We start from the raw sequence: 25,895 nt of genomic DNA, 5'->3' as shown, positions 1-25,895 counted from the left end.
GCGGGGTTTTTTACTAAGAGTGGTAGCTTAGCCTTGTGGCTGAGTTACAACGTCTTTGATACCTTTAACTTCGATCTCTACGCGACGATCTGGTGCCAGGCAATCGATCTGCGCTTTGGTAGCACGGCCAGCTTTGTAGCCACAGGTGTTACCAGTGACGGAATCAGCTTCGCCCATACCACGTGCAGAGATTTTGTCTGAAGGAATACCTTTAGATACCAGGTAATCAACAACGCTCTGTGCGCGTTTTTCAGACAGTTTCTGGTTGTACTGGTCAGAACCAACGGCGTCGGTGTAACCCAGAACTACAACAGAACCATCTTTAGGATCCATGGAGCTCAGCTGAGTGTACAGCTGGTCCAGAGCCTGTTGGCCTTCTGTTTTCAGAGAAGATTTGTTGAAGTTGAACAGCACGTCAGACTTCAGAGTGAAACGCTTGGTTTCAACAACTGGAGCCGGAGCTGGAGCTGGTGCTGGAGCAACAACATCATCCTGACCGAAACGGTAAGAAACACCCAGGCTCAGCATGGTGTTGTCTGGACGTGCGCCGACAGTACCTGCATCACCGATGTTGCTAACGAATTGGTAGTCCAGGCGAGTAGCCCAGTTTTTGGTCAGTGCGTATTCAACACCCACTGCAGCCAGCGGAGAAACGCCGGTGTCGTGGTCGCTCAGACGAGTGCCATTGCCGTAGTTAGCTTTGGAGTCTGCACGCCATACCATACCACCCAGACGAGTGTAGATGTCCAGATCGTCAACGATTGGGTAGCTCAGTTTAGCTGCCAGTTGAACGCCCTGTGCTTTGAAAGCACCGTTGTTCACGCTGCCTTTGTAAGGCATACGGCCAAGCCAGTCATAGCCCAGCTCGAAGCCCAGGTATTGGTTCGCCTGGTAACCCAGGAACGCGCCAGCACCCAGTTGATCTTTATGGGTCGGACCATTGCCGATACCATTCTGGTAACCGTTGCCGTAGAAACCAGTGTCATGGTACTGGGACCAGCCCAGTTTAGCACCAGTGTACCAGGTATTATCTTTTGGGGCGGCTTGCGCTACGGTAGCGAAACCAGCCAGTGCCACTGCTAATGCGATAGCTGTCTTTTTCATTTTGCGCCTCGTTATCATCCAAATAGGCAATGAGCTTTAAAGCTGTTTTAAGCCCTTGGTTAAATTCCTTCGCCAAGGTTTGAGCCCTCGTTTGTTACTCGGCCAGTTTATCTGGCGTTATAGAGCAACCTTGGCGATGTAAAGTCTACAACGTGGCGCGAAAGTTACAAGTGTGATGTGATAAAGCTCTAAAAAAAAACGCGGAATCGTACATATTTACTAACATTAACCGGCAAAAAAACGAGCAATTTGTCGTTTGTTTTGGGCCGCGGAACCGCAGCCGCACTCGCTTTTCCCCTGATCTCATAAAGGTTCCCTTGCAGAACGATGAAAATGATGGGAAAAATCCTAAATTTACTTAATGATACAAAGAAGAGTGAATTTTTAGGGTAGAACACTGTCCGTGAATCGGGTTTATGTCACGTTGAGGACGCATAATGAACCCATAGGCGTTACCTAATTCTGCCGCACGTCTTAATTTTAGACGATCTTCTTCGGTAAGATCGGGCAGCCATCCGAGCACGACACTGTAATTTCCCGTCAGTAACGCTTTTTCCATCGCTTCAACCGTGTTCAGCGGACTGATTTGGCTCAGTTGCACCACTTTATCCACTGGCAGGCCGGACTGCTGCAGCCATAATTTACTCAGCTTTTGCTGTGGGGTCAGCCATAACAGCCAGCGTGATTGCATACCCAACTGCTGGAGTAAAGGTAGCAACAATTGCGCCACTGCGGGCTGATGCTCGTTGTAAACAAGTTCACTGATAAGGCCATTCTTGTTGCCCGCATCTGTGTTTTCTGCAGCATTGTTCACCGCAAAAGAGGTGTGGCTGAAATGGGTTTTGTAAAGTGATTGAGTACGCATAAAGTATCCCGCCCGTAGTGTCACTGTATGTTTATACAGTACATCCAGTTCTCATTAAGATCAACCCAAATCTTCGTGGCACCTCTCATAATTGCGATCATTTTTTATACGGCAGACTTTTGTGATTGGCATGGCTGCGGATAGTGCGTATTTTTCTAATTACTTGTTCACGTTACTTTTATTTCATTGATGCGGGAAATGATAGAACGGTAACCTACACCAGGAGAACGTAATGAAAGGGACTTCAAAGGGAAGGATCGCACAGGCCAAAGCCTGCTTTTATGCCTTGGGCGGTATCACAACGCGCTCGCAATTCGGGGGTTATGGAATACTGGCCGACGGCATCATGTTCGCCGTCATTGCCGAAGGTGAGTTCTATCTTCGTGCTACGGAGGGCCTGGAACCGGTCTTTCGCGCCCGGGGGATGGTCAACATGGTTTACTCCAAACGAGGGGTACCCATCACCATGCGCTATTACTGGGTTGATGAAGCCATGTGGCGGGACAGGGATGAGCTGGTGGGATTGGCCTGGCAGGCCATTCGTGAGGCGCGCCGCGAACTCGAGGTCAAAACTGACAACCCGTGTCGGCTAAAAGCGTTACCCAATATCGACATCAATATGGAGCGTTTGCTTTGGCGGGTCGGTATTCGCAATGCTTATGATTTACGGCTCAACGGTGCCAAACGCAGCTATCTTCGGCTGTTGCAGCAGCAACATAATTTAGGGCTGCGGGTGCTGCTTTCATTGGGTGGGGCTATTGCTGGTTACCATCACGCGGCTTTGCCTTCGGAATTGCGCAGTGAGCTGACGCACTGGTTCGAACGGACCATGATGTTGCTTAGCCATGGTCATAACCCCAGAGTTCGGGGCCTGATGAAAGGCCCCGAATGATTACGCCGACTTACCTATTTGCGCATTAAGCATCGTCAGTTCCGGCAAGAGTTCAATTACCAGCCCAATCTGCTGCAACACCAATTGATCCTTACTTTCCGGTTCGGGCGCCGCGTGTTGAATACGTTCAGCCAGGCTTTCCAATGCCTGAGTGATGCGCCGGTTGTCCTGCTCTTCATGATGCAGGGCGCCATCGACATAGCAAACGGCGTCATTCAGCAGATCCAGCGTTGCAGGGTTATTCAGTCGCTCACGGTGCGCGCCCAGCGCAGAGATATAGCTCAATAAGGTGTGATTCAAGCACAGCAGGCGGAAGGCGGCGTCCTGAACCTCTTTATTGGCTTTGGGATCGGCAGACATATTTGAGATCACCGAAGCCAGCTCTGCATCACTGTTATGCGCATCCCGACGGGCGATACGATACGGCAGGCCGTTGTCTTTCCCCTGATGGTATTGCACCAGAATGGCATCCAGATAACGGCAGTTGGCGTTCAGCGTTTTACTGACCACCGCCGGCAATTGACGGAACTTCCAGTCAGGCCAGATAAAACTGACCGCAGCCCAAGCGATGGCGCAACCTAAAAGCGTGTCGTAAACGCGCGGTGCGGCCACTTCAAAACCTTCGCCCAGCAGGTTAAAGCACAGCAATACCAGCAAGGTGATAAACATGGTGGCGTGTGCGTACTGCACGGTGCGGAAAGCAAAAAACAGCACGCCACTGATGACAATCAGCACCAGTTGGCCTTCAACCGAGGGCACAAAATAAAGGATCGGCAGGCCGACAAAGATACCGGCCAAGGTGCCGATAATCCTCAGTGCCAGCCTGCGGCGAGTGGCGTTGTAGTTGGGTTGGCAGACAAACAGGCTGGTTAACAGGATCCAATAACCATGCTGCATCCCGGTAAATTGAATAAAGGCATAACCGATACACAGCACCACAGACATGCGAATGGCGTGGCGGAATAAAGCCGATTGCGGCGTGAGATGACGACTGATGCGCAAACGGATATCGCTCCAGCCGGTGAGGCGATCATCCGACAGGCTGTTCTCTTCCACCTGGCCGTTGGCTAATGCCTGTTCGGATTCAATATTTGCCAGCTGTGCGTCAATCGCGCGCAAATTTTTCAACAGGTGCGAAAGCGCCTTGGTCAACTCGCGGTTTTCCGGGGTAAGGGTTACGCGAGCCAAAGCTTCATCAATGCGGCCAAAGGCCGGTTCAAAGCGAATATTGTGCTGGTATTTCTGCCGCATCAAAATCGATTGGGCCAACTGTTGGCAAGCGCGTGCCTGCATGCTGAGCAAGCGCTGGAAGCGGAACAGGATATCGCTATGGCGAAATTGTCGGCTCAGTGCCTGGTATTGAACGTGAGCGGAACTGGCTCGTTCATGAATGTCTTGTGCAACGAAATAATAATGCAGCGTGCGGCGGGTACCTCGCTGGCCGCGATCGCCTTTTAACCGCGTCAGCAATGAAGCTTTGGTTTGGTTAAGGATCGTCACCAGCGTGCTGTTGGCCATTGCCACATCCATCCACGGCAGGTCTGCATCCTGTTCGGCGTCGGGGTCAAACAGATTGGCTTTGGCATCCAGATAGTTTGCCAACTGGTCGTAACAACGCGCCAGATTTTCCTGTAAAGGACGGATAGGGAAAATCAGATGGCCAATCAACGTCAGCAGGTTGTACCACAGAGCACCAATGATCAGCAGCATCGGTTGTTGATACCAGGCGTCATACATTGAGGCGCCGAGCATGGTGTAAACCGCGATCAGCAAGGCACCAAATGCAATGGTGGCATAGCGTTGCCCCAGGGCGCCCAGCAGAATAAAGCCACAGGTGGAGGTGGTCAGACCGAGAGCGAACAGCCAGGGATAAGGAAACAGCAGTTCAATGGAGGCGGAAGCAACGAAAAAGCACACCAGCGTTATCAGCAAATTGCGCAGCCTGCCAGTCAGGCGGTCATCCAGATCGGTCAACGCCGCAGCCACCACCCCCAGAGTCAGGGGTATGGTGAGCTTGGGAATGGTGAGCCACCAGGGAACGGCGGCTGCGCCGGCCAGCGCTATAAAAATACGCAGGTCATAAAGCAGGTTGCTGTTGTAGGCATAACGGCGTATTGCTGGTGCAAAAGAGAGCACGAAAAACTCCTCAGGCGGAGAAAAAATTAACGCTGTTGATACCGACGTCGGGCATTTTCAGTCCTGGCCTGTTGCGCCATTTCAACTGAGACAACGCGACGCCCAACCGGCCACAGGGCAATGGCGGCGATTTTGAAATTGGCAATGCCCACCGGAATGCCAATAATCGTCACGCACTGCACAATACCGGCGGCGATATGCGACAGGCATAGCCACCAGCCGAACAGGATCAGCCAGACAATATTCAGCAGCGAGCCGCTGGCGGAAAGCAATGCATTGCTTTTTTCCGGGTACAGTTCATTAACGTGAATCGCTTCGTTACCGAACGGCAGCAACGACAGCTTGGTGATCTCCCAGCAGGAGCGGGTCAGTGGCAGGGTGATGATCAGCACTACGCTAAACACCGTGGCGATCAACCAGCCCAAGGTGGTGAAAAAGCCGCCCAACACAAAATTAAGAATATTCAGTACAGTACGCATAGTCGTCATTCTGCTCTAATGATGGCCAAACCGCGATGCGGTTGCGTTTGCTATCAAAACGCAAAATCTATTCTACCCTTTTTTTAGCGCTAGAGTGCCACTGCTTATCGCAGGTAAACTGGCAGATATCCGTTATTTAATCTCAACATAGTCATGGCGCGAAGATATGGAACTTAAAGCGACATCGCTGGGGAAACACCTGGCTCAGCATCCTTATAACCGCGTGCGGTTGCTGCACGCCGGGGTCGAGGTGAGCGGTGAAAAGCATGAATATCTGATTCCTTTCAATCAGTTGATTCAGGTCAGATGCAAGCGTGGCATCGTCTGGGGCGAGCTGGAGTTTGAGCTGCCGGATGAAAAAGTGGTGCGTTTGCACGGGACTGAATGGCAGGAAACTCAGCGCTTCTATCATTATCTCCAGCAGGCCTGGCAGCAATGGAGCGCGGAGATGAGTGAGGTCAGCGCCGGCGTTTTACAGCAACAGGTCGAGCATATCCAGCGTATTGAGCAGCAGGATAAGTGGTTTAAGAAATCCGAACTGGGCAAATTGCAGCAACAAATTCACCAGTCTTTCGGTGCCTTGCCAATGCCGGTTGCGCGGCTGGAGGAGTTCGACAACTGTCGGGAAGATTATCAACTTTGCCGGCAATGGCTGCAGCACGGGCTGCACAGCGTGGCGCAGCGTAACCAGCAGTGGACCGAGCGTATGCTGGAGACGCACCAGGATTTCTTCCAGACCATAGAAAGTTCGCCGCTGAACGACTCGCAAAGTCGCGCGGTGGTCAATGGCGAAGACTCGGTATTGGTGCTGGCCGGTGCCGGCAGCGGCAAAACCTCGGTGCTGGTGGCGCGCGCGGGTTGGCTACTGCGTCGTCAAGAGGCAGAACCTGGGCAAATATTGCTGCTGGCGTTTGGTCGACAGGCGGCAGAAGAGATGAATGAGCGCATTCAGGAACGGTTAGGCAGCGTTGCTATTCAGGCTAAAACCTTCCACGCGCTGGCGTTGCAGATTATCCAGCAGGGCAACCGCAAAGTGCCGGCGATCAGTAAGCTGGAAACCGACAGCAAGGCTCGACGGGCCTTGCTGATTGCCCATTGGCAGCAGCAGTGCGCCGAGAAAAAAGCGCAGGCCAAAGGGTGGCGTCAATGGTTGATTGAAGAGCTGGAATGGGAAGTGCCCGAAGGCGATTTCTGGCAGGACAAACGCCTGGCCGATCGGCTGGCCGGCCGGCTGGAACGCTGGTTGGGGCTGATGCGTATGCACGGCGGCAGCCAGGCGGAAATGATTGAGCAGGCGGATGAAGAGGTCCGCGACCTGTTTTCAAAACGCATTCGGTTGATGGCACCTTTGCTCAAAGCCTGGAAAGGGGCGTTGAAAGAGGAAGGGGCGGTGGACTTCTCCGGCTTGATCCATCAGGCGGTCAATATTTTGGATAAAGGCCGTTTTGTCAGCCCTTGGAAACATATCCTGGTTGACGAGTTTCAGGACATCTCACCGCAGCGCGCACAATTGCTGGGGGCGCTGCGTAAACAAAATAAACAAACTTGCCTGTTTGCGGTGGGCGACGACTGGCAGGCCATTTACCGTTTCAGCGGGGCTGAGCTGACGCTGACTACGGCCTTTGCCGAAAACTTTGGCGAAGGCGCTCAGTGTGCGCTCGACACCACCTACCGTTTCAATGATCGCATCGGCGAGGTTGCGAACCGCTTTGTGCAACAGAACCCGCATCAGCTGAAAAAACCGTTGAACAGCCTGAGCAAGGGCAACAAGAAGTCGGTGGTTTTGTTACCGCATGAACAACTTGAAAATCTGTTGGACAAGCTGAGTGGTTACGCCAAACCGGAGGAGCGAATTCTGGTGCTGGCGCGTTACCATCATCTGAAACCGCAAGCGCTGTCGAAAGCGGCGACCCGTTGGCCAAAATTGACCATCGAGTTTATGACCATTCATGCCAGTAAAGGGCAGCAGGCGGAGTACGTGATTATTGCCGGTTTGCACGAAGGCAACGACGGTTTTCCTGCGGTCGCGCGCGAGTCGATATTGGAAGATGTTTTGTTGCCACAGCCGGAAGACTTCCCGGATGCGGAGGAACGGCGGTTACTGTATGTGGCGCTGACTCGCGCCAAGCATCAGGTATGGCTATTGCAGGATCGCGAACGTCCATCGGTATTCGTCGAACATCTGCAAGATCTCGGTGTTCCGGCGCAGAAGAAACCTTGAAATCAAGGCCTGGCGGAAACCAGGCCATGAGTCTTACTTCAGGCGATCCTGCAAATAGCGCTGGTAGTCTGGAATGGCGATTTCTACTTCGTTTTTAAACAGTGAGGAATCGATCAGGAAATCTGCGGTGGAGCGGTTGGTGGCGACGGGGATGTTCCATACGGTCGCCAGGCGCAGCAGCGCTTTTACATCCGGATCGTGTGGAACCGCATTCAGTGGATCCCAAAAGAAGATCAGCATATCGATTTTGCCTTCGGCAATCAGCGCGCCAACCTGTTGATCCCCACCCATCGGGCCGCTCAGCATACTTTGTACCGGAATACCGCTGGCACGTTGGATCAGGTTGCCGGTAGTGCCGGTGGCGTACAGTTGGTGTTGTTCCAGCACGGATTTATTGGCTTCAACCCAGGCAAGCAGGGCTTGTTTGCGGTGATCGTGTGCCACCAGCGCAATGTGTTTGCGCGCGGCGATAGTACGGGTGGTAAATTCCATCTCGATATCCTTCGCTAATCAGGTGATGTGCGACAGATTACTGAAACTGTTTTTCACTGCCTAGCGTTTACACCTGAAAATGCGAAGAAAGCGCGCCTTTAAATAAAAGGCGCCAGCGATCTCAATGCACGGCCTGTTTATTTGCCCAATGGAGAAAGCGTTTCTGCGTCTCCTTGTCCGCCTGTTGGAACCAGTATTGCAGCATCTGTTCAGAGACATTTTCCCCCTTCAACGTTACCGTGGGGGAGTTTAACGCCGCACTTGCGAGTGGGGAGGAGGGCGTAGCAGCACGAACCTGAGTGAAAGCCGGCACCGAGGCCGGGCGGTTTTGACCGTTGTAGTCCGCCATGACCTTTTCCAAATCGACGCTAAGCGTAGCGCCATCGGCATGCAGCACGTCGTGTTTCATGGCCAGTGCATTGCCGTTTTTATCGATCACCTGATAGTTGAGCGTTTTATCGAATCTCTGGCCGTCCCGGACATTTTCAATGCGCGGCAGCTCAATGGCGACGGAGCTGACATTCTGCGTACTGAAGGTGGCTATCAGCGGTGGCGAAGTATAGGCAGTTTGCTCGTGCTGGCCTGAGCGTACAGACTTGACCACTTTAAACAGCAATTGATGTTGCCCGCCATCCAGCTCCAGGCTGTCGGCACCTTTTAACAACGCTCCTGTCATTTTCTTGCCGTCGACCACCAGCAGGTCGATGTCCGGGGAGAGTTTCAGGGTCGTAGCTACGGCAGGCATGCTGATACTGATGCTGAGCAGCCCCGCAACCATCAGACCAAATTTCATGGTTATCTCCTTATAAGTGGCATCGCTATTAGTGTTGAACACGCCATAGGTTGTGTCAAAGTTTTTCAGCATTGCGGTTTGATTTACAAATGTACACATTTATATTCATTTTGACATTTATTAATCCCGCCACATGCCGGCAGTGACAGCATCAGACCGCGAAAGTAGCCGGGAGTTTCCGTGCTCCGGCGTTTAGCCGATTCAAGGCCAATGGTTTACACTCGGAACAGGGAAATTCCCCGTCGAACATTGGGAGCGGAATATGCAAGATAATGAGATTGCCGACCTGTTGCAGCGGGTGAAAACCATTGCACTGGTGGGTGCCAGCGATAATCCGGCGCGGCCCAGCTATGGTGTGATGGCTTATCTGCTGTCTCAGGGGTATCAGGTTACGCCGGTCAGCCCAAAGCTGTCAGGGCAAACGCTGCTGGGTCAACAGGCCTATGCCACGCTGAAAGACATTCCGCATCCGGTGGATATGGTCGATGTGTTCCGTAATTCCGAGGCGGCATATGGGGTAGCGCAAGAGGCGATCGCCATAGGCGCCAAGGCATTGTGGCTGCAAATCGGCGTTATTAATGAACAAGCGGAGGCTTTGGCGAGCGAGGCGGGATTGACGGTGGTGATGGATCGTTGCCCTAAAATCGAGATCCCACGTCTTGGGCTGGAGCGCTGAAAAAGAAAAAGCCTGGCTAAGCCAGGCCTTTATCGGGAGTTTCTCAGGCCTGGCTAATCAGTTGCGCAGGCGCGGGGCTTGGAGTTGGTGACGGATAGATTCCGCCAACTCGTCCAGTGAGGGTTGTTCAGGGTGGGCGTCCTGGGCTTCTCCATCCAGCTGCGCTTCCGCCAGATAGGTATGCACCGGTTGGCCTTCTTCGTCTTCCATCACCACGTGGTACCAAGGGGCGAAACGCAGATCGGTATTCGCCGCAATTTCATCAGCTTTAGGCTGTTCCATCGAGTATTCAGGGTCGATATCAATCACCACCCCCAAGTACCCTAGCAGCTTATGCCGAACCTGTTGTCCGATACCGAATTTGCTGGCAATCATGATGACCTCCTGAGAAACAGTGCCTTGCTCTCTATATGAGGGCAAAACAGCGTATTTCAAGTTACATCACCCGACACGCAAACCCTTTCAAATACAGCCCTTCAGGATAAGTCGCGATAACCGGGTGATCGGCAGCCTGACGATACTGCTCTATAAATTGTACATCACGCCCGGCGTCTACAGCGGCATCGGCCAGAATTTTCTGGAATAAGTCGGTTGGCATCAGACCGGAACAGGAGAAGCTCAGCAAAATGCCGCCCGGGTTCAGCAACTGCAGCGCTAACATATTGATATCTTTGTAACCGCGGCAAGCACTGGCCAGTTGGTTTTTATTTTCGACGAACTTCGGCGGATCCATGATGATCAGGTCGAACTTCTCGCCCTGCGTGCGGTAGGTGCGCAGCAGTTGGAACACGTCATCGCGTACAAACTCGGCTTTGCTCAGATCTAACTGGTTCAGCTCAACGTTCTGTTTGGCGATATCCAAGGCCGCCTGCGACGTATCTACGCTGATCACCTGCGAGCAACCGCCCATCAACGCCGATACCGCGAATGCGCCGGTATAAGAGAAGCAGTTGAGCACGCGGCGGCCGGCTGAATAATTACGGGCAGCCAGGCGGCTGTCGCGCTGATCGAGGTAAAAACCGGTTTTATGGCCTTGCTGGATATCCACCAGCAGCTTCATGCCATGTTCGGTGATTGGCAGCAGAGCAGGGGGCAGATCGCCCAGGACCGGCCCTTGAGCCAGCGGCAAGCCTTCTTTTTTACGCACCGCTACATCTGAACGATCATAGATGGCGCATTCCGGGTAGCAATGTTGCAAGGCAGTAATCAGCGCGGCACGTTGATATTCGGCACCGGCGGACAGCAATTGCAACACCAGGAAATTCTGGAAGCGATCGATGGTGATGCCTGGCATACCGTCGGATTCGCCGGCGATCAGGCGGTAACCGTCCAACCCGTCACGTTTAGCAACCCAATCGCGCCAGTTTTGTGCCTGCTGTAAACGGCGGATGAAGAATTCGATGTTAATTTCTTCGTCCTGCTGGAAGGTCCAGACACGGGCACGGATTTGTGATTCCGGCGAGTAGGCGCCGCGCGCCAGCCATTTGCCCTGGGCGTCGTGAATATCGATGGTTTCGCCGGAAAGGACTTTACCTTCAATACGTTGAACAGCACCGGAGAAGACCCATGGGTGGCGACGGAGTAAGGACTTTTCACGTCCTTTAGCGAGAAATAAGCGCATTTTTAAACTTCTTTATAATCAATGTGTTAAATGACCAAGGTCATTATCAGTCGAAATAAGTTCATAATCATATCTGAATATCATCCTATTCACTACCGCGCGAGTCCTGATAACGGGGCAGTGGTGGCCGGGTTACAGCCAGGACGAATCACACCCGTGGCTGGTTGCCACAAAGGTTATGGGTAAAGCCGTTGCAGAGACAATGAAGGGGGCTTTCTTTCACATACTAATTCCCCGAGAGCGATATAAACTACAAAAAAACGGCAACGTATGTTGCCGGCCGTTATCAGCTGAGAGTAAGGACTATGACTGCTCATAAAGGTTGGAGGGTAAACATGTTTCTCTTGCCATCCACCGAAGGTTATCCACCGATATACGGAGTTATCAGTTCGGTTGGGCGCCATTATGAGGTAACCCGACGAGATCCAATGGCCGGTTTTTTCTGATTCGGATGGCATTAGCGATATTTGGAAGACTCAGGACGCCATCGCTTTCTCTATAACAAAATAACTGTTCAGTAATTCATTGATTCGTTGCGAGGCCGTGCGAGTTTCCATATCCAAGAAATGTCCAGCTTCAGGTATGGTAATGAACTCACTATTATTAATATAATTCCTAATGTCGCGAATGTCTTCTGCAGTAGTATACTCGTCCTTTCCACCGTTTATAAATAAAATCGGAGTTTCAATTTTTCTGAAAATATCAACATAATCCTCATGACACAATGATGAAATTTGACTGATATGAAAACTGGCTTGGCGATAAGTGTCATGGTCAAGATTTTTAATGTGCTGGTGATTAGCCTGTTTCAGAAGAGTTGGCAAAAATTTTCCAACTTCGTCATTAAGCAAAGTAGCAACTTCGTGATTTTTCCCTTCATCCAGCAGGGTTCTTGCGCGATTGATGTAACTGTGCATGGCAGGAGTGATACGGGTTGAGAATGATGCAATAATGGCTTTGCGTATTGATGGCGGGCGAGTGGATAAAGTCATTAATGCAGCTAATCCGCCCCAAGAAACGGATAGTATATAATCAGGCTGATAGCGATTTATCAAATCCTGAAGGATGATAACTTCCTCTGATTTTGGTAAAGGGCGGTCTAGTCTATTATGATGTCGTGATTTTCCTATAAAGGGTAAATCAAAGAGAATGACATTAACACGATTTTTGAAATTTTTAACACAATTACGGAATGCCAGGGTTGTTGATAGTGCACCATTAACACATATTACAGTTTCATTGGCGCCAGGATAAATATATCGCTCTACATATATTTTCCATTCACCTATAGGAACAATTTCAGTTTCTGGTTTCATTTACCACCCCATTTAATAAGAATTAAAGGATACCTACAATAAAGTAAAGCAATGAAAATCCCTGGTGAATTGCGGATGTATTTATTATTATCCAATTGTTTTTATTGAGCCATAAACTAACATGGCAATTTTATTAAGCCGGTTATTAAGCTATATGGTGTGCAGTTACATCGGTGTTGGTTGCTACACCATTCACCTCGAGCACTGCTGGAGTACTTGCTGTCGGAATGTCACCGCCAGTATGCTGCAGCGCAGCTATCAGTGCATCGGTCGCATCGGTCGCTGTACCGCCGACACCGTCGGTAACATGGCTAACCACATCGGTGACTCCACCGATTTTGTCGAGAACTCCAGTAACAAAATCGGTGATGTTACCGGCTAAATCGCCGACAGTACCGCTTACGTTCCCCACCAGGTTGAGTACAGATTTAGCCACATCGCCAGCTAAATCTCCGACGCTACCCGCGACACCTTTCAATAGCCCCCATAGGCCACCTTCGCCGGAAGTTACTGCATCTACTACGCCGCCGATTGCTTCAGTGCCGCTGTTAACGGTGGAATCAACGAAATTGGAAACGTCATCAACTACATTTTTCACGATATCATCTGACATATAGCCTCCTAGAATATTAAGCTTTTTTGAAGTGATAAAGTACGCATCCAAGCAAAATCCGTTCATCCCTTACCTATGAAGTTAGATGCCGATCACGCTTATAATCAAGATTAAATTAAGTTTCAGTTTTTCGCTGGATAGAGTTGTTAGGCGTGCGTGGTGGTATATTTTATTTTAATTCATATGGTTAACTTGTTTTTCTGGGGTGGGCGGAATGAGTGGTTTTTAGGATTAATTCTATATACGCACAATTATTAGTGAAATTACTTTAATGAAATGTGTTTGCAATACTGGGTGGTGGTAAGTTCTGAGAATGTCTAATTAATTAGTTTTAAAAACTAAATGTAAATTTTTTACCTCTACCATCACTTTTCCTTGTTAATTGGCATTGCTCTAACATAACGGAGGTTCAATATTGGGTCGGCGTGATAGTCGGTTTAAAAATCATACTCTGGAGTTCTGGGCATGGAAGTTGATGAACAACGTGCAGTATTCATTGCTAACGAGATGGGTACTGCAGTGATCGAGCGGATTGCGTAGGATATGGACGCTAATTTCAGTTAATTTATTGATTGGTATGAGTTAATTGTTTCTTATTGCTTGTTTTGGCGAGAAACAGGCGTAGGGTCATAATTAAGAATGTTGCCCGCCAGGTAAAAAGAGTGACATTGCCGTGCGGACGCACAGAAAATGCCATAAACGAAATTCGATAAGGGGTCGACTATGACACAAGTTTGTATTGCTGCGTATGTCTATGGCGTGGTGCAAGGGGTGGGGTTTCGTTATAACACCCAGCATCAGGCGACGGCGTTGGGATTAAGCGGCTATGCGCGCAATCTTGATGACGGCAGCGTTGAGGTCGTGGCCTGCGGTGAGCAACCGCAGGTGGATAAGCTGGTGGAATGGCTGAAAAGTGGCGGCCCGCGCAGTGCTCGTGTCGATCGCGTGCTGGTGGAACCGCGCGGCACGGCCGATTATCAAGGCTTCAGCATTCGCTATTAGCGTATCAGATGCATTTTACCGGTTTCGGCAACCCGGCGATTTTAGTGGCCTGTTTGGCCGGGCCTTTGGGGAACAGGCGGTAGAGATAGCGGCTGTTGCCTTTCTCCTCGCCGTACTTTTGCGCCATAGCTTTGACCAGCATGCGGATCGCCGGCGAGGTGTTAAATTCCAGGTAAAAGTCGCGCACGAAACGCACCACTTCCCAATGCGCCTCGGTTAGCGTTATCTCTTCCTGTGCGGCCAGCAGCGGCGCGAGGGCCTCATGCCAGTCGGTACTGTTTTTCAGGTAACCCTGTGCGTCAGTTTCAATAACCTGACCTTGATACTCCAACATACTGCCTCGGTAACGGGTAATTCAGAACGGCGGCCAGTTTAGCAAACTTTTACCGCTGCAAAAAATAAAGCCCCGCCGGAGCGGGGCCTCAGATTGCTGGCAAAGTCCTCTGGACTTAAAAGTTATGTTTTGCGTACTAATAAAAACAAAGGATTCTGTCCCCTGATTTACCCCAAACATCCGAAAACCACGTTTTTCGGGTGTTTGTCATCAAACTAAAGCCCCGCCGGAGCGGGGCTTTAGGTGTTTCTCAAACGTTGAATCAGTTGCTGCGTGCGAAGCCCAGAATGCTCAACAGGCTGATGAACATGTTGTACAGCGACACGTACAGGCTGACGGTGGCGCGGATATAGTTAGTCTCGCCGCCGTGAATAATATTGCTGGTTTCCCACAGGATTGCACCGGCGGAGAACAGGATAAACAGAGCGCTAATCGCCAGATGAAGAGCAGGGATCTGCAGGAACAGGTTGGCGATAACCGCTACCAGCAACACCACAAACCCAGCCATCATCATTCCGGACAGGAACGACATATCCTTACGGGTGGTCAGCACATAGGCTGAACAGCAGAAGAACACCACCGCGGTGCCACCCAGCGCCAGCATGATCAGGTCGCCGGCTCCGGTATTAATGAACGAACTGAGGATAGGCCCCAGGGCATAGCCCATAAAACCGGTCAGTGCGAATGCCGCCAGAATACCGGCAGGGCTGTTCGCCAGTTTGTGGGTCAGGAACATCAGCCCATAGAAACCGACCAGCATCAGCAACAGGCCCGGTGCCGGCAGCCCCAGCATGGTACTGGCGGTTGCGGTGAGCGCCGAGAAAGCCAGCGTCAGCGAAAGCAGAAAATAGGTGTTACGCAAAACCTTATGCGTACTCAGCAATGAGTCGCGCGAGGAGGATGAGACGACAATACGGTCCATAATGATCTCTCTTAGTCAGGTCATCACAAAATTAGTGACGATGATAGGCAGCGCAAGCGTTTGATTAAAGTTTGTTTACCAATCTTTACCCTTAGTTATCATTGCTGCAACCTTGAGCCGGAGTTGGCGGTTTCTTCAACGCTCACGCGTTGGGTGCTGGTTTTTCGTTCGGTTGAACGGTATTGGGCTTTACAAGCGGATCAGCTCTGTTTATAGTTCGGCTCGTTGCGGAGGGGTGGCCGAGTGGCTGAAGGCAACGGTCTTGAAAACCGTCGACGGGAAACCGTTCCAGAGTTCGAATCTCTGCTCCTCCGCCATAAATTATGACCCCGTGCTCTCTGAGCGCGGGGTTTTTTGTTTTATAGATTTTGCAGCACGCCATAAGCCCTGGTGCCATTTGCTGTGCTTTACCTTCCTGTTACGTCGAGCCCCCTGAATCGTCACTTTTTGCCCTTTATCTCACTACAGCGTTACCACAACACGACGGGGTGCCCTTATAGACCAGGACATCAATCAAGGCGTGAGGGTAATTGGTCCGCAGGGTGCTCAGCCCTGGCGTTGTTAGCAATACCTCACCGAAGTGGCGCAGTTTGATGACCAGAATGCGTTGCACTGTGTCTCGGTGGCTTATAATTGGAAATCAGAGAGCTTTCCGATGGACGAGCAACTGCATTTTCGACTCGCAATGTAAATAATACCTTACCGCAAATATTAGCTTGTTTTGCGGGGCGTGTGAGAGTGATAAATATCATTTAAAGGAATCAATAAAACCATTCTTGCCATTAATGGTTTACGTCTTCCTGGTTATCGAAGGAAAGCACGAATGCCATCGATGTCACAATTTTCAAAATAAAGTAAATATCAGATTTTTCTTGCTCCAGTAGATATCATGCGTAATTCAACTAATAAGCGCGGCGATCATTTTTCATACCGCCTTATTCCATGCGGCCTACAGGGTTAAGTTAAGAAAGTTCTTACAAATCATGCTGATGATCTATTATTGTTAAATCCCCTTCATGTAACATTTAGTTACAAACCTTGATCTTCAATCGTAACGCTAATATTTCTACACTCCACGCAATAGGTTATTTCCGGAAAAATTCTTTTTCGGATAAAGCCTAAAATATTGTGTCGTGCTTGCTGGAGAATGGATTGCGCTCGCTTTTGAACCCCCGTTTTGATTTGCGCCACATGGCGTGAGCAGGGATATTTGTTTGGCAGGTAAGCCTTTCTTATTAATTTCTTAGTGGCACTGACTATTTCTATTATCTCATAGAACAGGGACCGCCATGTCTAACTCCTATCAGTCCGAGATCCCCAAGGCTCGCGTTAACATTCAGTTGAGCCTGCATACCGGTGGCGCACAGAAGAAAGTCGAATTACCCCTCAAACTGATGGTGGTGGGGGATTACAGCAACGGCGCTGAACAGCGTCCGGTATCTGAGCGTGAAAAGATCAGCATCCATAAAAACAATTTTGACAGCGTAATGGCCGAATTTTCTCCTGCTGTGAATATTCCCGTTGAAAACACGCTGGCCGGTGACGGTAGCGAAGAAAACGTCAGCCTTTCCTTCAATGAAATGAAAGACTTTGAGCCGGAGCAGGTTGCTCGTCAGATACCTCAGCTTAAAGCCATGCTTGCCATGCGCAATCTCCTCCGCGACCTGAAAGCCAATCTTTTAGACAACCAGGCATTCCGCAAAGAGCTGGAAAAAATTCTGCTCGATCCGGCGCTCAGTGCTGAATTGCGCAGTGAACTGTCTGCCCTGGCACCGAAACAGCCATAAACGGACGCGATGTTTAACGGATTAACGAGAGAAAATGCTGATGTCTGTAAAAAATGAAAATGCCGCTGGCGGCGAGAGCCTGGTGCTGGAACATGCAGATGCGGGCAGCGTCTATGCTTCCCTGTTTGAAAAAATCAACCTGAACCCGGTGACCGAACTGAGTGCGCTGGATAGTTGGCAGGATGCGCAGGCGATGTCGGATGCGACCGCCGATGAGCGTTTAACGGCGGGCATGCAGGTGTTTCTGGAATGCCTGACGAAAGCCGGCTCAAAAGTCGAGAAACTGGACAAGACCCTGATTGACCATCATATCGCGGAGCTGGATTTTCAAATTAGCCGCCAACTGGATGCGGTGATGCATCATGAGGCCTTCCAGCGTGTTGAGTCCCTGTGGCGCGGTGCCAAATCTTTGGTGGATAAAACTGACTTCCGTCAGAACGTCAAAATCGAACTGCTTGACCTGTCGAAAGACGATCTGCGTCAGGATTTCGAGGACGCGCCGGAAATCATTCAGAGCGGGCTGTATAAACATACCTATATCGATGAGTACGATACCCCGGGCGGTGAGCCGATTGGTGCACTGATTTCCGCGTATGAATTTGATGCCTCCGCGCAGGACGTGGCGCTGCTGCGTAATATCTCCAAAGTCTCCGCTGCTGCGCATATGCCGTTTATCGGCTCGGCCGGACCTAAGTTCTTCCTCAAAGACAACATGGAAGACGTGGCGGCGATTAAAGATATCGGCAACTACTTTGACCGTGCCGAGTACATCAAATGGAAATCCTTCCGCGAAACGGATGATTCCCGTTATATCGGCCTGGTGATGCCGCGCGTGCTGGGTCGCCTGCCGTACGGTCCGGACACCGTGCCGGTACGCAGCTTCAATTATGTCGAAGAGGTGAAAGGCCCGGATCACGACAAATACTTGTGGACCAACGCCTCCTTTGCTTTTGCGGCCAATATGGTGCGCAGTTTTATCAACAACGGCTGGTGCGTACAAATCCGTGGTCCGCAGGCGGGTGGCGCAGTGAAAGACCTGCCGATCCACCTGTATGATCTGGGTACCGGCAATCAGGTGAAAATCCCGAGTGAGGTGATGATCCCGGAAACCCGTGAGTTTGAATTCGCCAATCTGGGCTTTATCCCGCTGTCGTACTACAAAAATCGCGATTATTCCTGCTTCTTCTCGGCCAACTCCACCCAGAAACCGGCGCTGTACGATACCGCCGATGCGACAGCCAACAGCCGCATTAACGCCCGTCTGCCGTACATCTTCCTGCTGTCGCGTATCGCGCATTACCTGAAGCTTATTCAGCGTGAAAACATCGGCACCACCAAGGATCGCCGCCTGCTGGAACTGGAGCTCAATACCTGGGTGCGTAGCCTGGTGACTGAAATGACCGATCCGGGCGATGACCTGCAGGCATCCCACCCGCTGCGCGATGCGAAAGTGACGGTGGAAGATATCGAAGACAACCCGGGCTTCTTCCGCGTGAAACTCTATGCGGTACCGCATTTCCAGGTAGAAGGCATGGACGTCAATCTGTCGCTGGTTTCCCAGATGCCAAAAGCCAAAGCGTAAGGCGAGGGGATATCAGGGATGAAAATTTATCGCCCACTCTGGGAGGACGGGGCCGCACTGGCCCCGCAACAGTTTCAGCAGCAGGCCCGCTGGAGCGCACACATTGCTGACACGGTGGCCCGGATGGGGATTTCTCATCCCTGGGGCGTGGTGGCCGTTGAGTTTGATGATGCAGCCCTCGTGCTGTCCCGACTGAACGCTACCCGTATAGTACTGCGGTTTCAGGATGGCACGATAGTGGATACGGACCTGGCGGACACGCTTCCGCCGGTCTGTGACCTGTCCTCTGCGGCCGGAAGTGATGCCGCCCTGGTGGTCGCCGCGCTGCCGCTGTTGAGTGCCAGTGGCGGCAACCTGGATAACGGGCAGGACAGCGAACGCCCCCGCCGCTGGAAAGCCGAGCGTGTGGTGGTTCAGGAGCTCGCCGGGCATGAAAGCGGGGAGTTGGCCATTTTGCGCAATGCCATCACGCTGCGCTTATCCAGCCAGGAAAATACGGCATACCTGACCTGTCCGGTGGCCCGCCTGGTGCGTAATGCCCAGGGGCAGTGGAGTCGTGATCCATCGTTCGTCCCGCCCATGCTTTCGCTGTCTGCCAGTCCGTTACTGATCACTGAACTGGGTGACCTCCTGGTGCGTCTGCAGGCCCGTCGTCGTCGCCTGATGGCCATGCGTCGTGAGAGCAATGAACGTATGGCCGATTTCGCGGTGGCAGACGTGTCTCTGTTCTGGCTGCTCAATGCCTTGAACAGTGCCGAACCGGTCCTGGTGGAGCTGTTACAGACGCCGTCCCGCCATCCGGAACTGCTGTACCGGGAATTGACACGCCTTGCCGGCAGCCTGCTGACATTCTCGCTAGAACAGGATGCCGGTGATATTCCTGCGTATCAGCATGATGCCCCTGAACAGGTGTTCCCGCCGTTACTGACCCTGCTGGACAAACTTCTCGAAGCCAGCCTGCCGTCGCGGGTGGTCAGCATTCAGTTGGAACATCACGATCAGATCTGGAAAGGCTCCCTACATGATTCGCGTCTGCGCGAAGGGGCGGATTTCTACCTGTCTGTACGCTCATCCATGCCCAATCACGAGCTGCAGGTAAGGTTCCCGCGGCTGTGCAAGGCCGGCAGTTTTGACGAGGTCTCCGATGTGGTGAACGTGGCGCTGAGTGGCATGGTGATCAAACCGCTCACCCATGTGCCAGCGGCTATTCCGCTGCGTCTGGAAAACCAGTATTTCTCGCTGGATCTGTCTACGGACGCTGCCCGGGCGATGCTGGAGGCGGGGAGCTGTACCTTCTATACCCCGGGCTCACTCGGTGATGTGAAACTTGAACTCTTTGCGGTGCTGCGTACATGACAAAATCCGATATCAGCGAGATTGAACGTATTTTCTATCCCGGCTGGCTGATGGCCAGCCAGCTTCGTGGTGGTCAGGAAGTCCGGGAAGGGGAAAAACTTTACCGCCGGGCCTGCCGTCTGGTGCAGGATGCACGTACTGCGCTGACCGACGCGGGATACAGCGATATCAGCCGTGACCACATGGTGTACGCCCTGTGCGCCTTGCTCGATGAGAGCGTGCTTAACCGCGGAACGACCGATGACGGGTATCTGGTCTGGCATCGGGACCCGCTGCAGGCACATTTCTTTGGCACGTTGAATGCCGGGGAAGAACTCTGGGAGCGTATCCGTAACCTGCTGAAAGAAACCGCGACGGACACCGCAGTGCTGACTTGTCTGTACCGCACGCTGCAACTGGGGTTTGTGGGGCAGTATCGTGCCCGGGATGATGAACGTCGGGAAGATGTGGTACGTAAGCTCGGCGAACGGGTGCCAGCATTTTCTCTGGCGCAGGATGCACCGGTTGTGGCCAGAGCGTCCCGCCTGCGTGGTGGTCGTCGCGGGTACGGGTTATCCTGGGTTATTGGTGCTGCGGTTCTGGTCGCGCTCTGGTTTTTCCTCTCGTCTTCGCTCACCGAACTGGTGAGCCAGATTGTCAGGCCGGGGTAAGTGATGCGTGATGCTTACCGGAGTCTGTTAACGGCGCTGAGCGCGGTGCTGGCGCTGTGGCTCATCCTGGGCTTCTGGCCACTGTCAGTCACCAGCCGTGTGGCACTCAGTCTGCTGGTTATCCTGGTGTGCGGCATGATGCTGTGGCGCCAGCGACGGGCCATCCGGTCGCTGGCCGCAGCGGTCAGGGATCTTGGGGATAACAGTCTGCCGCCGGAAGATTTTCAAGGGGCGGTCATTCTGGCCTGCGGGGATAATACGGTGCTCTTTTCGCCCGGCTCCAGGCACCGGGAAACCCGGCAGGGCTGGTATCTATGGGTCAGGGATGCAGAGCATTTGCCAAAACTTGCGCAGCATCTGAGTCAGGTCCGTCCGGCCCTGGTGTCACAGATCTCCGTATTGCTGGCCATCCAACCCGAAAAACACACTTCTGAGGATGATTTTGCCCAGCAGCTCAGGGGCTGGCTGCGTGGTGTGGTGCAGTGCCGTCCCGTAACAGGCAGCATTCCGCCCGTTTGGACAGTCACCTGGGTGTCACCGTCAGCCGCCAGCCACGACGCAGAGCCCGTCTGGTTTACCACCGTCAGCAATCGCGCAGGCATTCAGGTCTGTCAGCCCGGCCAGGGCAATCTGTCACTGGCAGAGTGGACCCGGGACAACAACTCCGATGAGCACCTGTCACGCCTGAGTCAGGGATTGTGGCTGGACAGTCTGCTGAGCTGGCAGATGGCTTGCGTAGCCCCTCTCTTGCAGACTCGTCAGGGGGAACTGTCTGCCCTGAAACCCTGTGCTCATGGGATCTGTATGACGCCCGTCAGGGGGCTTACCGACAACCTCTGGCAACAGCATATCGCCGGCCTCACGGCACTGCCCCCGGACATTCTTCTGTCCGAAGATCCCTTACCGTTACCGGAGCTGCTGCTGTCCGCCCTGCCACGACGCCGAGGCGTCAGTCGCCGGATGGTGTTCTGGCGTTATGCCGGCCTGATGGCGGAGATTTTCCTGGCGCTGGCGATGCTGGCGTCCTGGGTGAATAACCAGCGTCTTATCCGTAATGTCGGCGATCATCTTGCCCTGTATCACCACCTTGGCGGTCAGCCCGTTGCCCCTAAACTCCGGGCGCAGCAGCGCCTTAGGGCCGATGGGGCATTGCTGGATGACTGGCAGCGTCGCGGGGAGCCACTGCGTTATCGCCTGGGTCTGTATCAGGGGCTGCGCCTGGTTCCGTCCGTTGAGGCCGCCGTCAGTGACTGGGCGCCACCGCCACCACCTCCACCGGTTATCAAGAAAATCATTCAGGGACCGAAAATCGTCCGTCTCGACAGCATGTCGCTGTTCGACTCCGGCAAAGCGGATCTGAAGGCGGGCTCGACCAAAGTGCTGGTGAACTCCCTGGTGGGCATCAAAGCCAGGCCGGGCTGGCTGATTGTGGTGGCGGGTTACACCGATAACACCGGGAGTCAGCAGATCAACCAACCGTTGTCCCGTGAGCGTGCCGAATCGGTACGCAACTGGATGCGCGACACCGGCGATGTGCCGGAAAGCTGTTTTGCGGTGCAGGGTTATGGCGCAGGCCGCCCTGTTGCCACCAATGACACGCCGGAGGGCCGTGCGCTTAACCGGCGTGTCGAAATTCGTCTGGTCCCGCAGGCCGATGCCTGTCAGGTACCCGACGTAACATCAGCGTCATCGCAGGATGATGACGTTACTGATAATTAAATGGAGAAGTAAACCATGGCAATTCCTGTTTATCTGTGGCTGAAAGACGACGGCGGTGCGGACATCAAAGGGTCTGTAGACGTTAAAGACCGTGAAGGCAGCATCGAAGTGGTGGCGCAGGAACATAACCTGTACATCCCGACCGATAACAACACCGGCAAACTGACCGGGACCCGCATTCACACCCCGTTCCTGTTCACCAAGGAAATCGACTCCTCCAGCCCGTATCTGTACAAGGCGGTAACCACCGGGCAGACCCTGAAATCTGCCGAGTTCAAGTGGTACAAAATCAACGACGCGGGCCAGGAAGTGGAGTACTTCAATACCAAGCTTGAGAACGTGAAGGTGGTGAAAGTCGCGCCGAAAATGCACGACATCAAAAATCCTTCCTTCGAGAAACACAACCACCTCGAGCAGCTTGAGTTGCGCTACGAAAAAATCACCTGGACCTACAAAGACGGCAACATCATTCATTCCGATTCCTGGAACGAACGCGCCACCGCCTAAGCCCGTGAGCGGACAGTCTCCTCTGTCCGCTTTTTTCTTTTTTGCTGAACGCCTGCGGATGCGGACCTTCAGCAAAGAAAACCACAATCTGCCTGCCAGCCCGACCTTGTGCGCTTTGGTCTCCTGAACAACGGGAAACAGCGATGGGCGGTAGCGTGCCCGGGTACTTATAAAGAGAGGATCTCATGGAAAATCCAGCCATTCTGCTGCGACGTCTGAACCCATACTGTGCCCGTGCCCTGGAAGGCGCCGCCTCCCTGTGCCAGACCCGCGCCCATGCGGAAATCCTGCCGGAACACTGGCTGCTGAAACTGCTGGAGCAGGGCGAAGGTGACCTGACCGTACTGGCGCGTCGCTACGAATGGGATATGGACGGGCTGTGGCAGGATCTGTTGGGTTGGCTGGATAATCTGCCGCGTTCTGTGCGCGACCGCCCGCAGTTGTCTGACCACCTTCAGGCGTTGATGCAGGAAGCCTGGATGCGGGCGTCACTGGCAGGCGAAGAACATATCCGCAGTGTGCATCTGCTGATGGCGTTGGTGAATAAGCCCAAACTGGCGCGGTGTGACGGTCTGTGGCCGCTGCTGACGCTGGGGCAGAGCCAGCTGGAGCGCCTGCGTCCTCTGCTGGACGCGCAGTCCGATGAGCGTCCGGAACAGCAGCAGGAAGAAAGTCTGAGCCGTGAACCTTCAATGCTGGGTGAAGACAAACCGCGTAATACCGGTGTTGCCGGACAAAACCTGAGCGATGCGCTGCAGGCGGCTCTCGACAAATTCACGCTCGACGTCACCGCCAAAGCGCAAGCCGGCAACATCGACCCGGTGTTTGGCCGTGATACCGAAATCCGTCAGATGGTGGATATTCTTTCCCGTCGCCGTAAAAACAACCCGATACTGGTCGGTGAGCCGGGTGTCGGTAAAACCGCGCTGGTGGAGGGCCTCGCGCTACGCATCGCGGAAGGCAATGTCCCGGACAGCCTGAAAACCGTCAGCCTGCGCACGCTAGACCTGGGTTTGTTGCAGGCCGGCGCCGGGGTGAAAGGCGAGTTTGAACAGCGCCTGAAAAACGTGATTGAGGCGGTACAGCACTCACCGACGCCGATTTTGCTGTTTATCGATGAAGCCCACACCATCATTGGTGCCGGTAATCAGGCGGGCGGTGCGGATGCGGCCAACCTGCTGAAACCGGCGCTGGCGCGTGGCGAACTGCGCACTATCGCCGCCACCACCTGGAGCGAATACAAACAGTATTTTGAACGCGACGCCGCGCTGGAACGTTGTTTTCAGATGGTGAAAGTCGATGAACCGGACGACGAGACTGCGTGCCTGATGCTGCGCGGCCTGAAATCCCGCTATGCACAACACCATGGTGTACACATTACCGATGACGCGGTGAAAGCGGCGGTTACCCTGTCGCGTCGTTATCTGACGGGGCGCCAACTGCCGGACAAGGCGGTTGACCTGCTCGACACCGCCAGCGCCCGCGTGCGCATGAGCCTGGATACCGAGCCTGAACAGCTGGTACAGATAAAAGCTGAACTGACCGCATTGGCCATGGAACAACATGCAATAGAGCAGGATACCCTGCTCAGTGCCGCTGCTCATCCGGCGCGTTTGGCGGATATCAGCGATCGGTGCCAATGCTTGCACCAACGTCAATGTCAGCTGGCAACGCAGCACCAACAAGAGCGCGAGCTGACGCAGCAACTCCTGGCGGTACGTCAAGATAGTAGCCGTACGGCAGAACATCTGGATTTGCAGCAGCAACTGGAAAACCTGCAACAGGATGAGGCGCTGATTCAGCTGGATGTGGATACGCGTACGGTGGCCAACGTGATTGCCGACTGGACCGGCGTTCCGCTATCCTCCTTGATGAAAGACGAACAAACCGAACTGCTGATGCTTGAAGATGAAATCGGCAAACGCGTGGTGGGCCAGGACGTGGCACTCAACGCCATCGCGCAACGTCTGCGTGCGGCCAAAACCGGGCTCACGTCCGAGAACGGTCCGCAGGGCGTATTCCTGTTGGTCGGTCCGAGCGGCACCGGGAAAACCGAGACCGCACTCACCCTGGCCGATGTGCTGTACGGCGGCGAAAAGTCCCTTATCACCATCAACCTGTCGGAGTACCAGGAACCGCATACCGTCAGCCAGTTGAAGGGCTCACCGCCGGGCTATGTGGGTTATGGTCAGGGCGGTATTCTGACCGAAGCAGTGCGCAAGCGCCCGTACAGCGTGGTGCTGCTCGACGAAGTGGAAAAAGCGCACCGCGACGTGATGAATCTGTTCTACCAGGTGTTTGACCGCGGCTTTATGCGCGACGGCGAAGGCCGTGAAATCGACTTCCGTAACACCGTCATTCTGATGACCGCCAACCTCGGCAGCGACCCCATCATGCAACGGCTGGACGAACAACCAGCCGCCACCGATGGCGACCTGCACGAACTGCTGCGCCCCATCCTGCGCGACCACTTCCAGCCGGCGTTGCTGGCCCGTTTCCAGACCGTGATTTACCGGCCGCTGAATGAGACCGCGATGCGCAGCATCGTGCAAATGAAGCTGGCCCAGGTGAGCCAACGCCTGCACCGGCACTATGGCCTGAAAACCCATATCGACGAGAGCCTGTATGACGCCCTCACCGCCGCCTGCCTGCTGCCGGATACCGGGGCGCGTAACGTCGACAGCCTGCTCAACCAGCAAATTCTGCCGGTGTTGAGCCAGCAACTGCTGACCCATATGGCGGCGAAGCAGAAGCCAGTATCGCTGACGTTAGGCTGGCGTGAGGAGGACGGGATCGTGCTGGAATTTGGGGGCTCCGTCGAAAATTAA

23 protein-coding genes, 1 tRNA gene and 1 pseudogene are annotated in these 25,895 nt (G+C 53.3%); 12 read left to right on the top strand and 13 right to left on the bottom strand.

Going from position 1 to position 25,895, the window contains the following annotated elements; all coding sequences use genetic code 11:
- Window positions 1–27: 27 nt before the first annotated feature.
- Window positions 28–1,104, bottom strand: coding sequence for a porin OmpA (gene ompA / locus ACGS9J_RS13305; RefSeq protein WP_442231486.1), 1,077 nt, complete (start codon window positions 1,102–1,104; stop codon window positions 28–30).
- Between the two features lie 358 nt (window positions 1,105–1,462).
- The gene (sulA, locus tag ACGS9J_RS13300; RefSeq protein ID WP_442231364.1) at window positions 1,463–1,969 is read right to left on the bottom strand and encodes an SOS-induced cell division inhibitor SulA; all 507 of its coding nucleotides are present in this window, start codon (window positions 1,967–1,969) and stop codon (window positions 1,463–1,465) included.
- 232 nt (window positions 1,970–2,201) lie between these two features.
- On the opposite strand from sulA, the gene ACGS9J_RS13295 reads away from it, so the two are divergent.
- Window positions 2,202–2,861 (top strand): TfoX/Sxy family DNA transformation protein, encoded by a 660-nt coding sequence (locus tag ACGS9J_RS13295; RefSeq protein ID WP_442231363.1) that lies wholly within the window; start codon window positions 2,202–2,204, stop codon window positions 2,859–2,861.
- On the opposite strand, the gene yccS is transcribed toward ACGS9J_RS13295, so the two are convergent.
- Both yccS and ACGS9J_RS13285 read right to left on the bottom strand, forming a co-directional pair.
- Complete coding sequence (gene yccS / locus ACGS9J_RS13290; protein ID WP_442231362.1) at window positions 2,862–4,997, bottom strand: YccS family putative transporter; 2,136 nt, start codon at window positions 4,995–4,997, stop codon at window positions 2,862–2,864. It lies immediately after the preceding gene.
- A 26-nt stretch (window positions 4,998–5,023) separates the two neighbouring features.
- Window positions 5,024–5,476 carry a YccF domain-containing protein gene (locus ACGS9J_RS13285; protein ID WP_442231361.1) on the bottom strand — a complete coding sequence of 151 codons (453 nt, stop codon included), beginning with the start codon at window positions 5,474–5,476 and terminating at the stop codon, window positions 5,024–5,026.
- Between the two features lie 166 nt (window positions 5,477–5,642).
- On the opposite strand from ACGS9J_RS13285, the gene helD reads away from it, so the two are divergent.
- Window positions 5,643–7,697, top strand: coding sequence for a DNA helicase IV (gene helD / locus ACGS9J_RS13280; RefSeq protein ID WP_442231360.1), 2,055 nt, complete (start codon window positions 5,643–5,645; stop codon window positions 7,695–7,697).
- 33 nt (window positions 7,698–7,730) lie between these two features.
- Here helD and ACGS9J_RS13275 read toward each other — a convergent pair whose 3' ends face one another.
- Together ACGS9J_RS13275 and ACGS9J_RS13270 are read right to left on the bottom strand one after the other, a co-directional pair.
- Window positions 7,731–8,189 carry a methylglyoxal synthase gene (locus ACGS9J_RS13275; RefSeq protein ID WP_442231359.1) on the bottom strand — a complete coding sequence of 153 codons (459 nt, stop codon included), beginning with the start codon at window positions 8,187–8,189 and terminating at the stop codon, window positions 7,731–7,733.
- A 121-nt stretch (window positions 8,190–8,310) separates the two neighbouring features.
- A complete protein-coding gene (locus ACGS9J_RS13270) occupies window positions 8,311–8,982 on the bottom strand; it encodes a DUF2057 family protein (protein WP_442231358.1) in 672 nt (223 codons plus the stop codon).
- A gap of 262 nt (window positions 8,983–9,244) precedes the next feature.
- On the opposite strand from ACGS9J_RS13270, the gene ACGS9J_RS13265 reads away from it, so the two are divergent.
- Window positions 9,245–9,658 carry a CoA-binding protein gene (locus tag ACGS9J_RS13265; protein ID WP_442231357.1) on the top strand — a complete coding sequence of 138 codons (414 nt, stop codon included), beginning with the start codon at window positions 9,245–9,247 and terminating at the stop codon, window positions 9,656–9,658.
- A 57-nt stretch (window positions 9,659–9,715) separates the two neighbouring features.
- Here the strand turns inward: ACGS9J_RS13265 and hspQ are convergent, their stop codons facing one another.
- From hspQ to ACGS9J_RS13245, 4 genes are all read right to left on the bottom strand, one after another.
- Window positions 9,716–10,033 (bottom strand): heat shock protein HspQ, encoded by a 318-nt coding sequence (gene hspQ / locus ACGS9J_RS13260; RefSeq protein ID WP_020826181.1) that lies wholly within the window; start codon window positions 10,031–10,033, stop codon window positions 9,716–9,718.
- Between the two features lie 61 nt (window positions 10,034–10,094).
- A complete protein-coding gene (rlmI, locus tag ACGS9J_RS13255; protein WP_442231356.1) occupies window positions 10,095–11,279 on the bottom strand; it encodes a 23S rRNA (cytosine(1962)-C(5))-methyltransferase RlmI in 1,185 nt (394 codons plus the stop codon).
- Between the two features lie 476 nt (window positions 11,280–11,755).
- Window positions 11,756–12,595: an alpha/beta fold hydrolase gene (locus tag ACGS9J_RS13250; protein ID WP_442231355.1), complete on the bottom strand. Its 840-nt coding sequence runs from the start codon at window positions 12,593–12,595 to the stop codon at window positions 11,756–11,758.
- Between the two features lie 145 nt (window positions 12,596–12,740).
- Window positions 12,741–13,208, bottom strand: a complete 468-nt coding sequence (locus ACGS9J_RS13245) for a hypothetical protein (protein ID WP_442231354.1) — start codon at window positions 13,206–13,208, stop codon at window positions 12,741–12,743.
- Between the two features lie 723 nt (window positions 13,209–13,931).
- Between ACGS9J_RS13245 and yccX the strand changes: the two genes are divergently transcribed.
- The gene (gene yccX, locus ACGS9J_RS13240; protein WP_020826183.1) at window positions 13,932–14,210 is read left to right on the top strand and encodes an acylphosphatase; all 279 of its coding nucleotides are present in this window, start codon (window positions 13,932–13,934) and stop codon (window positions 14,208–14,210) included.
- A gap of 4 nt (window positions 14,211–14,214) precedes the next feature.
- Here yccX and tusE read toward each other — a convergent pair whose 3' ends face one another.
- On the bottom strand, window positions 14,215–14,544 hold the full coding sequence (tusE, locus tag ACGS9J_RS13235) for a sulfurtransferase TusE (protein ID WP_442231353.1): 330 nt from the start codon (window positions 14,542–14,544) through the stop codon (window positions 14,215–14,217).
- Window positions 14,545–14,806: 262 nt separating this feature from the next.
- Window positions 14,807–15,466: an FtsH protease modulator YccA gene (gene yccA, locus ACGS9J_RS13230; protein WP_004942825.1), complete on the bottom strand. Its 660-nt coding sequence runs from the start codon at window positions 15,464–15,466 to the stop codon at window positions 14,807–14,809.
- 229 nt (window positions 15,467–15,695) lie between these two features.
- Here yccA and ACGS9J_RS13225 point away from each other — a divergent pair.
- A tRNA-Ser gene (locus ACGS9J_RS13225) sits at window positions 15,696–15,783 on the top strand.
- A gap of 170 nt (window positions 15,784–15,953) precedes the next feature.
- Here ACGS9J_RS13225 and ACGS9J_RS13220 read toward each other — a convergent pair.
- Window positions 15,954–16,079 (bottom strand): annotated as a pseudogene (locus tag ACGS9J_RS13220) (putative lipopolysaccharide heptosyltransferase III); the annotation flags it as partial.
- Between the two features lie 676 nt (window positions 16,080–16,755).
- Here ACGS9J_RS13220 and tssB point away from each other — a divergent pair.
- The 7 genes from tssB to tssH all read left to right on the top strand — a co-directional run bounded on the left by tssB (window position 16,756) and on the right by tssH (window position 25,895).
- Window positions 16,756–17,253 carry a type VI secretion system contractile sheath small subunit gene (gene tssB, locus ACGS9J_RS13215; RefSeq protein ID WP_442231352.1) on the top strand — a complete coding sequence of 166 codons (498 nt, stop codon included), beginning with the start codon at window positions 16,756–16,758 and terminating at the stop codon, window positions 17,251–17,253.
- 34 nt (window positions 17,254–17,287) lie between these two features.
- Window positions 17,288–18,835 carry a type VI secretion system contractile sheath large subunit gene (gene tssC / locus ACGS9J_RS13210; protein ID WP_442231351.1) on the top strand — a complete coding sequence of 516 codons (1,548 nt, stop codon included), beginning with the start codon at window positions 17,288–17,290 and terminating at the stop codon, window positions 18,833–18,835.
- Between the two features lie 18 nt (window positions 18,836–18,853).
- A complete protein-coding gene (gene tssK / locus ACGS9J_RS13205; RefSeq protein WP_442231350.1) occupies window positions 18,854–20,191 on the top strand; it encodes a type VI secretion system baseplate subunit TssK in 1,338 nt (445 codons plus the stop codon).
- Window positions 20,188–20,841, top strand: a complete 654-nt coding sequence (gene tssL, locus ACGS9J_RS13200) for a type VI secretion system protein TssL, short form (protein ID WP_442231349.1) — start codon at window positions 20,188–20,190, stop codon at window positions 20,839–20,841. Before tssK ends, tssL begins: the two co-directional genes overlap by 4 nt.
- 3 nt (window positions 20,842–20,844) lie before the next feature.
- The gene (locus ACGS9J_RS13195) at window positions 20,845–22,560 is read left to right on the top strand and encodes an OmpA family protein (protein ID WP_442231348.1); all 1,716 of its coding nucleotides are present in this window, start codon (window positions 20,845–20,847) and stop codon (window positions 22,558–22,560) included.
- 15 nt (window positions 22,561–22,575) lie between these two features.
- The gene (hcp, locus tag ACGS9J_RS13190) at window positions 22,576–23,067 is read left to right on the top strand and encodes a type VI secretion system effector Hcp (protein ID WP_442231347.1); all 492 of its coding nucleotides are present in this window, start codon (window positions 22,576–22,578) and stop codon (window positions 23,065–23,067) included.
- 185 nt (window positions 23,068–23,252) lie between these two features.
- Entirely contained in the window at window positions 23,253–25,895 is a 2,643-nt protein-coding gene (tssH, locus tag ACGS9J_RS13185) for a type VI secretion system ATPase TssH (protein ID WP_442231346.1), read from the top strand.

The sequence above is a fragment of the Serratia quinivorans genome (genome assembly GCF_052113645.1).
GTDB classification, from domain to species: domain Bacteria; phylum Pseudomonadota; class Gammaproteobacteria; order Enterobacterales; family Enterobacteriaceae; genus Serratia; species Serratia quinivorans_B.
Note: the sequence above shows the minus strand (reverse complement) of the source record. Positions and strands in the feature narration are given on the sequence as shown.

Excerpts from the sequence above, each read along its gene's own strand:
- tssH (WP_442231346.1), top strand. The coding sequence starts at position 23,253 with ATGGAAAATCCAGCCATTCTGCTGCGACGTCTGAACCCATACTGTGCC.
- ompA (WP_442231486.1), bottom strand. The coding sequence starts at position 1,104 with ATGAAAAAGACAGCTATCGCATTAGCAGTGGCACTGGCTGGTTTCGCT.
- tusE (WP_442231353.1), bottom strand. The coding sequence starts at position 14,544 with ATGTTGGAGTATCAAGGTCAGGTTATTGAAACTGACGCACAGGGTTAC.
- yccX (WP_020826183.1), top strand. The coding sequence starts at position 13,932 with ATGACACAAGTTTGTATTGCTGCGTATGTCTATGGCGTGGTGCAAGGG.
- hcp (WP_442231347.1), top strand. The coding sequence starts at position 22,576 with ATGGCAATTCCTGTTTATCTGTGGCTGAAAGACGACGGCGGTGCGGAC.
- ACGS9J_RS13265 (WP_442231357.1), top strand. The coding sequence starts at position 9,245 with ATGCAAGATAATGAGATTGCCGACCTGTTGCAGCGGGTGAAAACCATT.
- tssC (WP_442231351.1), top strand. The coding sequence starts at position 17,288 with ATGCTGATGTCTGTAAAAAATGAAAATGCCGCTGGCGGCGAGAGCCTG.
- ACGS9J_RS13275 (WP_442231359.1), bottom strand. The coding sequence starts at position 8,189 with ATGGAATTTACCACCCGTACTATCGCCGCGCGCAAACACATTGCGCTG.
- rlmI (WP_442231356.1), bottom strand. The coding sequence starts at position 11,279 with ATGCGCTTATTTCTCGCTAAAGGACGTGAAAAGTCCTTACTCCGTCGC.
- helD (WP_442231360.1), top strand. The coding sequence starts at position 5,643 with ATGGAACTTAAAGCGACATCGCTGGGGAAACACCTGGCTCAGCATCCT.
- tssK (WP_442231350.1), top strand. The coding sequence starts at position 18,854 with ATGAAAATTTATCGCCCACTCTGGGAGGACGGGGCCGCACTGGCCCCG.
- ACGS9J_RS13195 (WP_442231348.1), top strand. The coding sequence starts at position 20,845 with ATGCGTGATGCTTACCGGAGTCTGTTAACGGCGCTGAGCGCGGTGCTG.
- ACGS9J_RS13285 (WP_442231361.1), bottom strand. The coding sequence starts at position 5,476 with ATGCGTACTGTACTGAATATTCTTAATTTTGTGTTGGGCGGCTTTTTC.
- tssB (WP_442231352.1), top strand. The coding sequence starts at position 16,756 with ATGTCTAACTCCTATCAGTCCGAGATCCCCAAGGCTCGCGTTAACATT.
- ACGS9J_RS13270 (WP_442231358.1), bottom strand. The coding sequence starts at position 8,982 with ATGAAATTTGGTCTGATGGTTGCGGGGCTGCTCAGCATCAGTATCAGC.
- yccA (WP_004942825.1), bottom strand. The coding sequence starts at position 15,466 with ATGGACCGTATTGTCGTCTCATCCTCCTCGCGCGACTCATTGCTGAGT.
- hspQ (WP_020826181.1), bottom strand. The coding sequence starts at position 10,033 with ATGATTGCCAGCAAATTCGGTATCGGACAACAGGTTCGGCATAAGCTG.
- ACGS9J_RS13295 (WP_442231363.1), top strand. The coding sequence starts at position 2,202 with ATGAAAGGGACTTCAAAGGGAAGGATCGCACAGGCCAAAGCCTGCTTT.
- tssL (WP_442231349.1), top strand. The coding sequence starts at position 20,188 with ATGACAAAATCCGATATCAGCGAGATTGAACGTATTTTCTATCCCGGC.
- sulA (WP_442231364.1), bottom strand. The coding sequence starts at position 1,969 with ATGCGTACTCAATCACTTTACAAAACCCATTTCAGCCACACCTCTTTT.
- ACGS9J_RS13250 (WP_442231355.1), bottom strand. The coding sequence starts at position 12,595 with ATGAAACCAGAAACTGAAATTGTTCCTATAGGTGAATGGAAAATATAT.
- ACGS9J_RS13245 (WP_442231354.1), bottom strand. The coding sequence starts at position 13,208 with ATGTCAGATGATATCGTGAAAAATGTAGTTGATGACGTTTCCAATTTC.